At 69.2% G+C, this 12,144-nt stretch carries 13 protein-coding genes; 5 read left to right on the top strand and 8 right to left on the bottom strand.

The window, feature by feature from the left end:
• Positions 1 to 132: 132 nt before the first annotated feature.
• Genes ASC98_RS02350 through ASC98_RS02335 form a run of 4 tightly spaced genes read left to right on the top strand, consistent with a single transcriptional unit; the run spans position 133 to position 4,911 of the window.
• Positions 133 to 2,211 carry a VIT and VWA domain-containing protein gene (locus ASC98_RS02350; protein ID WP_235581142.1) on the top strand — a complete coding sequence of 693 codons (2,079 nt, stop codon included), beginning with the start codon at positions 133 to 135 and terminating at the stop codon, positions 2,209 to 2,211.
• A 27-nt stretch (positions 2,212 to 2,238) separates the two neighbouring features.
• Positions 2,239 to 3,069: an exosortase Q gene (gene xrtQ / locus ASC98_RS02345; protein WP_369820812.1), complete on the top strand. Its 831-nt coding sequence runs from the start codon at positions 2,239 to 2,241 to the stop codon at positions 3,067 to 3,069.
• Positions 3,053 to 3,595, top strand: a complete 543-nt coding sequence (locus ASC98_RS02340) for a hypothetical protein (protein WP_056804774.1) — start codon at positions 3,053 to 3,055, stop codon at positions 3,593 to 3,595. The genes xrtQ and ASC98_RS02340 overlap by 17 nt, the downstream gene beginning before the upstream one ends.
• Positions 3,596 to 3,606: 11 nt before the next feature.
• Positions 3,607 to 4,911, top strand: coding sequence for a biosynthetic peptidoglycan transglycosylase (locus ASC98_RS02335; protein WP_157597856.1), 1,305 nt, complete (start codon positions 3,607 to 3,609; stop codon positions 4,909 to 4,911).
• On the opposite strand, the gene ASC98_RS02330 is transcribed toward ASC98_RS02335, so the two are convergent.
• Complete coding sequence (locus ASC98_RS02330) at positions 4,853 to 5,701, bottom strand: hypothetical protein (RefSeq protein WP_056803891.1); 849 nt, start codon at positions 5,699 to 5,701, stop codon at positions 4,853 to 4,855. The two genes, ASC98_RS02335 and ASC98_RS02330, sit on opposite strands and share 59 nt — an antisense overlap.
• Positions 5,702 to 5,730: 29 nt before the next feature.
• Here ASC98_RS02330 and ASC98_RS02325 point away from each other — a divergent pair, with 29 nt between their 5' ends.
• Positions 5,731 to 6,285, top strand: a complete 555-nt coding sequence (locus tag ASC98_RS02325; RefSeq protein ID WP_056803888.1) for a DUF3617 domain-containing protein — start codon at positions 5,731 to 5,733, stop codon at positions 6,283 to 6,285.
• An 88-nt stretch (positions 6,286 to 6,373) separates the two neighbouring features.
• Here the strand turns inward: ASC98_RS02325 and ASC98_RS02320 are convergent, their stop codons facing one another.
• From ASC98_RS02320 to atpE, 7 genes are all read right to left on the bottom strand, one after another.
• On the bottom strand, positions 6,374 to 6,790 hold the full coding sequence (locus tag ASC98_RS02320) for a F0F1 ATP synthase subunit epsilon (protein ID WP_056803885.1): 417 nt from the start codon (positions 6,788 to 6,790) through the stop codon (positions 6,374 to 6,376).
• 15 nt (positions 6,791 to 6,805) lie between these two features.
• Positions 6,806 to 8,218 (bottom strand): F0F1 ATP synthase subunit beta, encoded by a 1,413-nt coding sequence (gene atpD, locus ASC98_RS02315; protein WP_056803883.1) that lies wholly within the window; start codon positions 8,216 to 8,218, stop codon positions 6,806 to 6,808.
• Positions 8,219 to 8,247: 29 nt separating this feature from the next.
• The gene (atpG, locus tag ASC98_RS02310) at positions 8,248 to 9,117 is read right to left on the bottom strand and encodes a F0F1 ATP synthase subunit gamma (RefSeq protein ID WP_056803879.1); all 870 of its coding nucleotides are present in this window, start codon (positions 9,115 to 9,117) and stop codon (positions 8,248 to 8,250) included.
• Positions 9,118 to 9,166: 49 nt separating this feature from the next.
• Positions 9,167 to 10,705, bottom strand: a complete 1,539-nt coding sequence (atpA, locus tag ASC98_RS02305) for a F0F1 ATP synthase subunit alpha (protein ID WP_056803876.1) — start codon at positions 10,703 to 10,705, stop codon at positions 9,167 to 9,169.
• 76 nt (positions 10,706 to 10,781) lie between these two features.
• Positions 10,782 to 11,315 carry a F0F1 ATP synthase subunit delta gene (locus ASC98_RS02300; RefSeq protein ID WP_056803873.1) on the bottom strand — a complete coding sequence of 178 codons (534 nt, stop codon included), beginning with the start codon at positions 11,313 to 11,315 and terminating at the stop codon, positions 10,782 to 10,784.
• A 2-nt stretch (positions 11,316 to 11,317) separates the two neighbouring features.
• Complete coding sequence (locus ASC98_RS02295; RefSeq protein WP_056803871.1) at positions 11,318 to 11,788, bottom strand: F0F1 ATP synthase subunit B; 471 nt, start codon at positions 11,786 to 11,788, stop codon at positions 11,318 to 11,320.
• A 51-nt stretch (positions 11,789 to 11,839) separates the two neighbouring features.
• Positions 11,840 to 12,103, bottom strand: a complete 264-nt coding sequence (gene atpE / locus ASC98_RS02290) for a F0F1 ATP synthase subunit C (RefSeq protein WP_047487532.1) — start codon at positions 12,101 to 12,103, stop codon at positions 11,840 to 11,842.
• Between the last annotated feature and the right edge of the window lie 41 nt (positions 12,104 to 12,144).

Here is a 12,144-nt window from a genome sequence, read left to right as displayed (position 1 = left end):
CGCGGCGGCTCGGGTCGGAACAGGCTTCACGTGCGCTTCACACAACACGGTGGCGACTTCGAAGCCGCTTCGCATCGACGCTCGATCCTTGCGGCCACGCGCCCACCGAGCGGCGCGCCCCAGGAGAAAACCATGTCCCCGCTGCGCCGCGTTCCGTTCCACCCGCTTCGCCCCCTCACCAGCGTCGGCCGCGTGATGCTGTGCATTGCGCTGTCGCTGTTCGCGGCCATCCTCACGCTCGCGTGGTCGCCGGCCCGTGCCGACGACTCCGAGGCCCGCAAGGGCGAGAGCCCGTACTTCTTCATCGACAACGCCGATCCCGGCACCGACCGGTTGCCGCTGAAGTCGACCGCGGTCGACGTGCGCATCAGCGGCGTGATCGCCGACGTGACCGTCACGCAGCACTACCGCAACGAAGGCCAGCGGCCGATCGAGGCCCGCTACGTGTTCCCCGGCTCGACGCAGGCCGCGATCTACGCGATGAACGTGCGCCTGGGCAACCGGCTGCTGACCGCCCGCATCCGCGAGAAGCAGCAGGCGCGCATCGAGTACGACAACGCGAAGCGCGAGGGCAAGACCAGCGCACTGCTGGAACAGCACCGGCCCAATGTGTTCGAGATGAACGTCGCCAACATCCTGCCGGGCGACGACGTGGCGGTGGAGCTGCGCTACACCGAACTGCTGGTGCCGACCGACGCGCAGTACGGCTTCGTGTTCCCGACGGTCGTCGGGCCGCGCTACGGCAGCCCGTCCGTGGCCGATGCGGCCGGCCGGCCGACCTGGGCCGCCACGCCCTACCTGCGCGGCGGCGTCGAATCGAACACCGCGTTCGACCTGAAGCTGCGGGTCGACGCGCCGATCGCGGTGAAGGACATCGTCTCGTCATCGCACGAGATCCGCGTGCAGGGGGCTGACACCGCGCATGCGAGCGTGAGCCTTGCCGCCGCGAAGGCTGCCAACAACCGCGACTTCATCCTGAGCTACCGCCTGGCGGGCGACCGCATCGCGTCCGGCCTGATGCTGTACCGAGGCGACGACCTGACCGGCGGCGAGAACTTCTTCCTCGCGATGGTCGAGCCGCCGAAGGCCGTGCCGCTGCAGCAGGTCACGCCGCGCGACTACATCTTCGTGGTCGACATCTCCGGCTCGATGCACGGCTACCCGCTGGACACCGCGAAGGTGCTGATGCAGAACCTGATCGGCGGCCTGCGCCCGAGCGACACCTTCAACGTGATGCTGTTCTCCGGCAGCAGCCGCATGCTGTCGCCGACCTCGGTGCCGGCCACCCGCGCCAACATCGAGCGCGCGCTGCAGGCCCTGACGCAGACCAGCGGCGGCGGCGGCACCGAGATCGTGCCGGCGCTGCGCCGCGTGGCCGAACTGCCGAAGCCCGCGGACCTGTCGCGCAGCGTGATCGTCGTGACCGACGGCTACGTGACGGTCGAGTCCGAGTTGTTCCAGCTGGTGCGCCGCCACCTGAACGAGTTCAACGTGTTCGCGTTCGGCATCGGCAGCAGCGTCAACCGCGCGCTGATCGAAGGGCTGGCGCGTGCCGGCCAGGGCGAGGCCTTCGTCGTCACGAAGCCGGCCGAGGCCGCCGCGCAGGCCGAGCGCCTGCGCCGCATGATCGACTCGCCGGTGCTGACGCAGCTGAAGGCGCGCTTCGACGGGCTGGACGTCTACGACGTCGAACCGGCCGCGCTGCCCGACGTGCTGGGCGGCCGCCCGGTGCTGCTGCAGGGCAAGTGGCGCTCGCAGCCGGGCGTGCCGGCCGCAGGCCGGCTGGTGCTCGATGGCCGTGCGGCCGACGGCCCGTGGCGCGAGGAGCTGATGGTGGCCGGCCATGAGGACCAGACCTCGTCGGCGCTGCGCCACCTGTGGGCCCGCCAGCGCATCGCGGCACTCAGCGACCAGGAGTCGCTGGTCGGCGGCAACGCCGAGAAGGAAGCCATCACCGCGCTCGGCCTGAAGTACAGCCTGCTGACGCAGTACACCAGCTTCATCGCGGTCGACGAGGTGGTGCGCAACCCGAACCCGTCGCTCGCGCCGACCGTCGACCAGCCGCTGCCGTTGCCGCAGGGCGTGGCCGAGACCGCGCTCGGCGCCGAGGTGCCGAGCACGCCGGAGCCGGCGGCCTGGCTGGCGCTGCTGGTGGTGTTCGGCGTGGCCGGCGTCGCGCTGCAGCGCCGCCGCGCGGCAGCCGTCGCGTGAAAGGCATGAGGCACCACCATGGGAACCGTGTTGTCCACCTCCGCCACCGGCCGCTGGCTGGAGCGCTTCGAAGCGATGCCGCCGCTCGCCTGGCTCGGGCTGCAGGCGGTGGCGCTGTGGCCGCACTGGCGCTGGGCGGCGGGTCGGCTGGCCGATGGCTCGGACGATCCGCTCGGGCTGGCCGCGGTGGCGGTGCTGCTCGGCTGGGTCGTCTGGCAGGCGCACGGACTGCGCGGCAACCCGCGGCCGGGCTGGTGGATCGCGGCCGGCGCGCTGACGTTGCTGGCCACCGTGTCGCAGGCGGTGGCACCACCGCTCGCCGGCGCAGGGCTGGCCGCGCTGGCGCTGGCCTGCGGCTGGCGCGCCATCGCGCCGTCGGGCCAGGCCACGCTGCCGCTCGCGGGCTTGGCCGTGCTGTCGCTGCCGGTCATCTCGTCGCTGCAGTTCTACGCCGGCTTCCCGCTGCGGCTGGTGACGGCCCAATGCAGCACCTGGCTGCTGCAGCTCGCCGGCCGCGCGGCCGAGCGCAGCGGCACCGCGATGCGGGTGGACGGACAGCTGGTGATCGTCGATGCGCCGTGCTCCGGCGTGCAGATGGTCTGGATGGCGTACTTCTGCGCCTGCACGATGGCCTTGCTGGGCGGGCTGCGCGAACGCAGTTTCATGCGGCGGCTGCCGGCGGTCGGCGCGCTGGTGCTGTGCGGCAACGTGCTGCGCAACACCGTGCTGGTGGCGCTGGAGTCGCGCGGACCGCTGGCCGAGGCCTGGCACCAGGGCATCGGTCTCGCGGTGCTGGCGATGGTCTGCACCGCGGTGACGGTGCTGATGCGGGAGGTGGATGATGCTGCGCCGCAATGACCGCGACGGCCTGCGGCACAAGCTGGGCTTCGCGGCCCTGCTGCTGGCCTGTGCGCTGCTGCCGGTGCTCGGCACGCCGCGCGACCGCACGGGTGTCGCGGCGACCGATGCCGCCTTCGAGTGGCCGATCGAATGGGAGGGCCGCGCGCTTCGCCCGCTCGCGCTGAGCGCCGTCGAGCAGCGCTTTGCAGCGCAGTTCCCCGGCCGCATCGCGCGGCTCACCGACGGTGCGCAGGTGCTGGTGATGCGCGAGGTGCGCACGCCGACCCGCATGCTGCACCCGGCCGCCGATTGCTACCGCGGGCTCGGCTACCGCATCGAGCAGGCCCGGCTGGAGCGCGACGACGCGCAGCGGCTGTGGCGTTGCTTCGTGGCCGAGCGCAACGGCCAGCGCACCCGCGTGTGCGAACGGATCGTCGGGGCCGACGGCGCGGCCTTCACCGATGCGTCCAGCTGGTTCTGGGCAGCACAGCTTGGGCAGAGCACCGGCCCGTGGCAGGCCATCACGACAGCGAGGGCATTGTGAAAGCTTGGCGCGTGACGAGTTGGCGAACGAAGTTGGCGTTGTGGATCACCGGCGTGCTGGCGGCGTTGCTGCTCGCACTGCTGGTGGGCGGGTGGGCGATGCTGCGCCTGCTGCGGCCGGTCGACGGCGAGTGGGCGCAGACGCTGCACATCGGCCCGTGGCAGCGCGCGATCAGCATGCCGGCGGTGATCCGGCTCGCGACGCACCCGGTAATGCTGCGGGTGCTCGAAGGCCGCACGGTGCGCACGCCCTTCGGCCGCGTCGCGATCGCGCCGGACGGTCCCGATGCCTGGCGGGCCACCTGCGCACCGTGCGCGCTGCGCGGCATCGGCCTGCCGGGCGATGCGGTGCGGCTGACGCGCCTGGTGGTCACGCTGGCGCGCGACGCCGACATGAACCTGCAGGGCGACTTCGCGCTCGGCGAGCCGGCGCATGCGGTGCGCGGCCGCTGGCGCGCGGTGCTGACGCCGCAGCGGCTCGAGTTGAATGTGCAAGGCGACGTGACGCCGATCGCCGATGCGTTCGCGCTGTTCGCATCGACCATTCCCGAACTGCCGCATGCGCAGGTCGACGGGCTGATGCGCTTCGACCTGCGGCTGCGGCTGCCCGAGCGCACGCTGGAGTTCCGCCCGCGGCTCGACGGCTTTCGCGTCGCGGGGCTGGGCACCGAAGCGCTGCTGAATGCCGCGCCGAACTGCAACACCGACGGCGCGGTGCCGGCCGGCGGCTTCGGCACCTGGCTGCCGCGCGCGGTGATCGCCGCCGAGGACCAGCGCTTTCACGAGCACACCGGCTACGACCTCGACGAGATCGGCCACGCGCTGTCGTTCGAACCGCAGCGCGGCGCCAGCACCTTGTCGCAGCAGCTCGCGCGGCTGGTCTACACCGGCGGCGCCCGCGGCCATGCGCGCAAGCTGCGCGAGCTGCTGTATGCCGTCGAGCTGGACCGCACGCTCGGCAAGGCGCGCGTGATGCACCTCTACCTGTCGCTGGTGCCCTGGGGCCAGGGCCGCTGCGGTGCGCATGCGGCCGCGGCGCAGCTGCTGCACAAGCGCGTCGACAAGCTGACGCCGGCCGAGGCCGCGTGGCTGGCCAGCCTGCTGCACAACCCCGACCTGGAGCTGGCGCGCTTCGATGCGCGCGGCGAGGTCAATGCGGCGCGCGTACGCTGGGTGCTGTCGCAGATGCGGCCGGTGCCGCGCACGCCGAAGCCGCCGGCGCGCGGTGGCAACGCCACGCGTGCGGTGCCAGAGGATGCTACGGCCGCGCCGCCCGCTCCGATACAGCAGGCATTGGCGCTGGCTCTGGCCCGTTGAGCCAGCGCTGCGCGAGACCGGCGATGTCGTCGACCTGCGCGGCCTCCCACACCGTTTCCGGCGGCACGACGCGTGTGCCGGGCGGGCTCTGCGCGAGCCGGGCTGCCACCTGCGCCGCGAACTGCGCGACCTTCTGCGCGCGCACCGGCCGGTCGCGCTGCGGCACCATCATCTGCAGTTGCGACAGCATCCAGTGAGCCAGGCGCTGCGCCGGATGGCTGACGCGCTCGTTCGCACCGGCCTGCGCGGTGCGCATGAACACCAGGTGCTCGAAGCCGAGTGCCGCGACCGCGTGCTCGTCCAGGTTGGCCAGCCCGCGCTTCAGCGCATCCGGCAGGCTCGCCATCGTGTGCGGCATCACCACGAGCAGGTGGCGCACGCCGCGCGCCTGCCATTGCGCCGCGATGGCAGGCAGCTCGGCCGGTTCGGGCCGGTAGAAGGCCAGCTCGCGGCCGTTGGCATGGCGCTCGCGGTCGAACACGATCACGCCGACCTGCTCGTCGCCCGGCGGCAGCGGCGTGCCGTCGGGCCACAGCACTGCGCGCAGGCCATGCAACGCGGCGCGCGTCGGCTGCGTGACGAGCACGCTGACCGGCGCGAACGCCCGCACCGACAGCAGGCTTTCGAGCAAGGCCGAGCCGAGCGGGCCGGCACCGCCGGCCACCAGCACGCGTTGCAGCGCGGTGGGGTTGCGCGGTGCGGGCGCGTGGCCGGCGCGCAGGGCTTCATCGATCAGCGACATCGCCGCAGTATCGGGCCACTTGGTCGGGCGCAGGCTGCGTGCCATCATCCGCGCACCTACCGCGTCAGGAGACCGCCATGCGCCGCTTCCGCCTTCGCCTCGCGTCACTGGGCCTGCTGTTGTCGAGCCATGGCATGGCCGTGCAGGCGCAGAACGCGCCGCCGATCAAGCCGGGCCTGTGGGAGGTGAAGAGCGAGCGCCTCGTCAACGGCCAGCCGATGCCCGACATGGCGCAGCGCCTGAAGGACATGCCGCCCGAAGCGCGCGCCCGCATGGAGGCGGCGATGAAGGCGCGCGGCGGCCCGACCGGCGGACTCAAGATCTGCCACACGAAGGAATCGCTCGACCAGGGCCGCTGGCAAGAGGCGCAGACCCGCTGCAAGACCGATGTCGGCTCGCGCAGCGGCAGCGTCTGGAAATGGCATTCGAGCTGCACCGAGCCGATGCCGTCGGAGACCGATGGCGAGGTCACCTTCGCGAGCCCCGAGAGCTACACCGTGAAGACCTCGACGACGATGACGATGAAAGGGCAGGCCCGCACGTCGCAGATGACGATGACGGCGAGCTGGCTGGGCAGCGATTGCGGCACGGTCAAGCCATTCACGGCACCTGCTGCACCCGCGAAGCCCTGACCCAGCGGACGCCGTGGAACCGGCTTTGCCGGGCCACTGGCGGCGCCCCCTCGAGGGGGAAGGCGCTCCCGCGCCTTCGGGGGTGGGTCTACTTCTTGCGGTACTTGCGCAGCGCCGCGATCTGGGCGGCCAGCGCCACCAGTTCGTTCTGCGCCTTCGCCAGGTCGAGGTCGCTCTTCGCGTTCTTGACGGCCTCTTCGGCGATCTTCTTCGCTTCGGCGGCCTTGGCCTCGTCCAGGTCCTTGCCGCGGATCGCGGTGTCGGCCAGCACGGTGACCCGGCCCGGCTGCACTTCGAGAATGCCGCCGGCCACGAACACGAACTCTTCCTCGCCGGTGTCGGCGCGCTGGATGCGCACCGCGCCCGGCCGGATGCGGGTGATCAGCGGCGTGTGGCGGGGCAGGATGCCCAGCTCGCCGTTCTCGCCCGGCAGCGCCACGAACTTCGCTTCGCCGGAGAAGATGGCTTCCTCGGCAGAGACGACGTCGACATGCAGGGTTGCCATGGTGTGTCCTTCAGATTACTGAATCGTCTTCGCCTTGGCGATCGCTTCGTCGATCGTGCCGACCATGTAGAACGCTTGCTCCGGCAGGCTGTCGCACTCGCCGTTGACGATCATCTTGAAGCCGCGGATCGTTTCCTTCAGCGGCACGTACTTGCCCGGCGAGCCGGTGAAGACCTCGGCCACGTGGAACGGCTGGCTCAGGAAGCGCTGGATCTTGCGCGCGCGGGCCACGGCCAGCTTGTCTTCGGGGGCCAGTTCGTCCATGCCCAGGATCGCGATGATGTCGCGCAGTTCCTTGTAGCGCTGCAGCGTGCCTTGCACCGCACGGGCGACGCCGTAGTGCTCTTCGCCGACCACGTTCGGGTCGAGCTGGCGGCTGGTCGAGTCGAGCGGGTCCACGGCCGGGTAGATGCCCAGCGAAGCGATGTCACGCGACAGCACCACGGTGGAGTCCAGGTGGGCGAAGGTGGTCGCCGGCGACGGGTCGGTCAGGTCGTCCGCAGGGACGTACACGGCCTGGATCGACGTGATCGAGCCGACCTTGGTCGACGTGATGCGCTCTTGCAGGCGGCCCATTTCCTCGGCCAGCGTCGGCTGGTAGCCCACGGCCGACGGCATGCGGCCCAGCAGTGCCGACACTTCGGTACCGGCCAGCGTGTAGCGGTAGATGTTGTCGACGAAGAACAGCACGTCCTTGCCTTCATCGCGGAACGACTCGGCGATCGTCAGGCCGGTCAGCGCGACGCGCAGGCGGTTGCCCGGCGGCTCGTTCATCTGGCCGTAGACCATCGCGACCTTCGACTCGGGCAGGTTCTCCAGGTTCACGACGCCGGAGTCGGCCATCTCGTGATAGAAGTCGTTGCCCTCGCGGGTGCGCTCGCCGACACCGGCGAACACCGACAGGCCCGAGTGAGCCTTCGCGATGTTGTTGATCAGCTCCATCATGTTGACGGTCTTGCCGACGCCGGCGCCACCGAACAGGCCGACCTTGCCGCCCTTGGCGAACGGGCACACCAGATCGATCACCTTGATGCCGGTTTCGAGCAGGTCCTGCGACGGGCTCAGCTCGTCATAGGCCGGCGGCTTGCGGTGGATCGAGGCGGTCAGTTCCTGGCCGACCGGGCCGCGTTCGTCGATCGGCGAACCCAGCACGTCCATGATGCGGCCGAGCGTCGCACGCCCCACCGGCACGGTGATCGGCTTGGCGGTGTTCTTCACCGTCAGGCCGCGGCGCAGGCCGTCGGACGAACCCAGCGCAATCGTGCGCACCACGCCGTCGCCCAGCTGCTGCTGCACTTCGAGCGTCAGGGCCGAGCCTTCCATCTTCAGCGCGTCATAGATCTTGGGCATGGCGTTGCGCGGGAATTCCACGTCGACCACCGCGCCGATGCACTGAACGATCTTGCCTTCTGCAGAAACCGAAGCCATGTTCTTTCCTTTGAATCAAATCTTCTGGGTCAGACCGCTGCCGCACCGGCAACGATCTCGGACAGTTCTTTGGTGATCGCCGCCTGGCGGGTCTTGTTGTAGACCAGCTTCAGCTCGCCGATGACGCTGCCGGCGTTGTCGGTCGCCGACTTCATCGCCACCATGCGCGCCGACTGCTCGGACGCCATGTTCTCGGCCACCGCCTGGTAGACCAGGGCTTCGGTGTAGCGCACCAGCAGCTCGTTGATCACCGTCGGCGCATCGGGCTCGTACAGGTAATCCCAGCCGTGGGTGCCCTTGTCGACCACCATGCTGTCGGCCGCGAGCGGCAGCAGCTGCAACACCACCGGTTCCTGCTTCATCGTGTTGATGAAACGCGTGTAGCACAGGAACACCTGCTTCAGCTTGCCCTCGGCGTACGCGTCGAACAGCACCTTCACCGGGCCGATCAGCTTGTCGAGGTGCGGCTTGTCGCCCAGCTGCGTGGCCTGCGACACCACCTTCGCGCCGACGCGGTTCAGGAAGCCCAGGCCCTTGTTGCCGATGGCCACCGCCTCGGCACCCAGGCCCTGCGCTTCCAGCTCGCGCAGCTTGCCGGTGACGGCGCGCAGCACGTTGGTGTTCAGGCCGCCGCACAGGCCCTTGTCGGTGGACACGACGATGAAGCCGACCGTCTTGGCGCCGTCGTTGGCGACCATGAACGGGTGCTTGTACTCGGGCGTGGCCGTCGACAGGTTGGCCGCCAGGTTGCGGATCTTCTCGGCGTACGGACGCGCATGGCGCATGCGGTCCTGCGCCTTGCGCATCTTGGAGGCGGCAACCATCTCCATGGCCTTGGTGATCTTCTTGGTGTTCTCCACCGATTTGATCTTGCCGCGTATTTCCTTGCCTGCTGCCATCAGCGAACTCCTTTGGTTTTGCGTGTCGCCCGGGGGCGACAGGGGTTCTTCAGGCGAAGCTCTTCTTGAACGCGGCAATCGCGGCGGACAACTCCGGCTCGGCTTCCTTGCTCAGCGCCTTCGAGTCCTCGATGCCCTTCAGCAGCGCGGCGTGGCTGGTCTTCAGGAACTGGTGCAGGCCGGATTCGAAGGCCAGGACCTTCTTGACGTCCACGTCGTCCATGAAGCCCTTGTTCACGGCGAACAGCGTCGCGCCCATCAGGCTGATCGACAGCGGCGAGTACTGCGCCTGCTTCAGCAGTTCGGTCACGCGCGCGCCGCGGTCGAGCTGCTTGCGGGTCGCGTCATCGAGGTCGGAGGCGAACTGCGCGAAGGCCGCCAGTTCGCGGTACTGCGCCAGGTCGGTACGGATGCCGCCGGACTGGCCCTTGATGATCTTGGTCTGCGCCGAAGAACCGACGCGCGACACCGAGATGCCGGCGTTGATCGCGGGGCGGATGCCGGCGTTGAACAGCGAGGTTTCCAGGAAGATCTGGCCGTCGGTGATCGAGATCACGTTGGTCGGCACGAACGCGGACACGTCGCCGGCTTGCGTCTCGATGATCGGCAGCGCGGTCAGCGAGCCGGTCTTGCCCTTGACTTCACCCTTGGTGAAGGCTTCGACGTAGTCGGCGTTCACGCGCGCGGCGCGCTCCAGCAGGCGGCTGTGCAGGTAGAACACGTCGCCCGGGTAGGCTTCGCGGCCCGGCGGGCGGCGCAGCAGCAGCGAGACCTGGCGGTAGGCCACGGCCTGCTTCGACAGGTCGTCATAGACGATCAGCGCGTCTTGCCCGCGGTCGCGGAAGTACTCGCCCATCGTGCAGCCGGAGTAGGCCGACACGTACTGCATCGCGGCCGATTCGGCAGCCGACGCGGCGACGACGATGGTGTAGTCCATCGCGCCGTTGGCTTCCAGTGCGCGCACCACGTTCTTGATCGACGACGCCTTCTGGCCGATCGCAACGTAGATGCAGGTCATGTTCTGACCCTTCTGGTTGATGATCGCGTCGATCGCGACGGCGGTCTTGCCGGTCTGGCGGTCGCCGATGATCAGTTCGCGCTGGCCGCGGCCGACCGGCACCATCGAGTCGATGGACTTCAGGCCGGTCTGCATCGGCTGGTCGACCGACTTGCGGGCGATCACGCCCGGGGCGATCTTCTCGATCGGGGCCGACAGCTTCGCGTTGATCGGGCCCTTGCCGTCGATCGGCTGGCCCAGCGCGTTGACGACGCGGCCGACCAGTTCGGGACCGACCGGCACTTCGAGAATGCGGCCGGTGCACTTGACCGTGTCGCCTTCGGAGATGTGCTCGTACTCACCCAGAATCACCGCGCCGACGGAGTCGCGCTCGAGGTTCAGCGCCAGGCCGAAGGTGTTACCGGGGAACTCCAGCATTTCGCCCTGCATCACGTCCGACAGGCCGTGGATGCGGCAGATGCCGTCGGTCACCGACACCACGGTGCCCTGGTTGCGAATGTCGGTCGAACCGGCCAGCCCCTCGATGCGGGACTTGATCAGTTCGGAAATTTCTGCGGGATTCAGTTGCATTGCTTTCTCCGGTCCGCGGCACGCTGGCCTGCAGGTTGGAATGCTGTCGCCTGCGGCGGACAACCCTTGCGGGTCGTCACGCCGTGAGCGCCACCTTCATTTGTTCGAGACGGGCCTTGACCGAGGTGTCGAGCACCTCGTCGCCGACCACCACGCGGATGCCGCCGATCAGTTCGGGCTCGACCTGCACGCTGGCCGTCAGCTTGCGACCGAAGCGCTTCTCGAGCGACGCGACCACGGCCGTCAGCTGCGCCGCGTCGATCGGGAACGCGCTGTAGACGGTGGCTTCCGACACGCCCGAGCGTTCGCTGACCAGCGCATGGAACTGCTCCGCCACTTCGGGCAGCGCGGCCAGGCGGCCGTTCTCGATGATCGCGCGCAGCAGGTTGCGCGTGGCGTCGGACAGCGGCGACTTGACGACCGAGGTGATCACGTCGAACACCTGGTCGACGGTCGCCTTCGGGTTGTCGGCGTACTGGCGCATCTGCGCGTTCGCGGCAACGGCCGCGATCGCGTCGAGCTGCTCGGAGGCCTGCTTCAGGTCACCTTTGCCGGCGACCTGGAACAGCGCTTCCGCGTACGGGCGGGCGATGGTAGCGAGCTCGGCCATGGTCAGAGTTCCGTCTTCAGGCGGTTCAACAGGTCGGCGTGGACGCCGGCGTTGACTTCCTTGCGGAGGATCTGCTCGGCACCCTTGACGGCCAGGGCGGCGACCTGCTCGCGCAGCGCCTCGCGGGCCTTCACCGATTCCTGCGCGGCTTCGGCCTTGGCGGCAGCGACGATCTTCGCGCCCTCTTCGCTGGCGCGGGTCTTGGCCTCTTCGACCATCGCCTGGGCCAGGCGCTCGGCATCGGCCAGGCGCTGCGCGGTTTCGTTGCGAGCGGCAGACAGCTGCTCTTCGACGCGGCGGTTGGCGGCGCTCAGGTCGGCTTTCGCCTTGTCGGCGGCCGACAGGCCGTCGGCGATCTTCTGCGCACGCTCGTCGAGGGCCTTCACGATGGGCGGCCACACGAATTTCATCGTGAACCCGACCAGGATCAGGAACACGATCAACTGCGCGATCAGCGTAGCGTTGATGCTCACGTTGTTGCCTCTGGAACTAAAGAGAGAGGGGCTCCGGTGGTCCGGCGCGGCTTACTTCGGCAGGTTGGCGATCTGGGCCAGGAACGGGTTGGCGGTGGCGAACCACAGCGCGATACCGGTGCCGATGATGAAGGCCGCGTCGATCAGGCCGGCCAGCAGGAACATCTTGGTCTGCAGTTCGTTCATCAGTTCGGGTTGGCGGGCAGCCGACTCGAGGTACTTGCTGCCCATGATGCCGATGCCGATGCAGGCGCCGACGGCACCCAGACCGATGATGAGGCCGGCGGCGAGGGCGACAAAGCTAATGACTTCCATGGTGACTCCTGTTGAGGTTTTGGTAGAGAAAACGAACGAAA

The sequence above is a fragment of the Rhizobacter sp. Root1238 genome (genome assembly GCF_001425825.1).
GTDB lineage: Bacteria > Pseudomonadota > Gammaproteobacteria > Burkholderiales > Burkholderiaceae_C > Rhizobacter.
Note: the sequence above shows the minus strand (reverse complement) of the source record. Positions and strands in the feature narration are given on the sequence as shown.

What these genes read in the sequence shown, in the direction of transcription:
- ASC98_RS02350 (WP_235581142.1), top strand. Translation starts at nt 133, where the DNA reads ATGTCCCCGCTGCGCCGCGTTCCGTTCCACCCGCTTCGCCCCCTCACC.
- ASC98_RS02340 (WP_056804774.1), top strand. Translation starts at nt 3,053, where the DNA reads ATGCTGCGCCGCAATGACCGCGACGGCCTGCGGCACAAGCTGGGCTTC.
- ASC98_RS02330 (WP_056803891.1), bottom strand. Translation starts at nt 5,701, where the DNA reads ATGATGGCACGCAGCCTGCGCCCGACCAAGTGGCCCGATACTGCGGCG.
- ASC98_RS02325 (WP_056803888.1), top strand. Translation starts at nt 5,731, where the DNA reads ATGCGCCGCTTCCGCCTTCGCCTCGCGTCACTGGGCCTGCTGTTGTCG.
- ASC98_RS02320 (WP_056803885.1), bottom strand. Translation starts at nt 6,790, where the DNA reads ATGGCAACCCTGCATGTCGACGTCGTCTCTGCCGAGGAAGCCATCTTC.
- atpD (WP_056803883.1), bottom strand. Translation starts at nt 8,218, where the DNA reads ATGGCTTCGGTTTCTGCAGAAGGCAAGATCGTTCAGTGCATCGGCGCG.
- atpG (WP_056803879.1), bottom strand. Translation starts at nt 9,117, where the DNA reads ATGGCAGCAGGCAAGGAAATACGCGGCAAGATCAAATCGGTGGAGAAC.
- atpA (WP_056803876.1), bottom strand. Translation starts at nt 10,705, where the DNA reads ATGCAACTGAATCCCGCAGAAATTTCCGAACTGATCAAGTCCCGCATC.
- ASC98_RS02300 (WP_056803873.1), bottom strand. Translation starts at nt 11,315, where the DNA reads ATGGCCGAGCTCGCTACCATCGCCCGCCCGTACGCGGAAGCGCTGTTC.
- atpE (WP_047487532.1), bottom strand. Translation starts at nt 12,103, where the DNA reads ATGGAAGTCATTAGCTTTGTCGCCCTCGCCGCCGGCCTCATCATCGGT.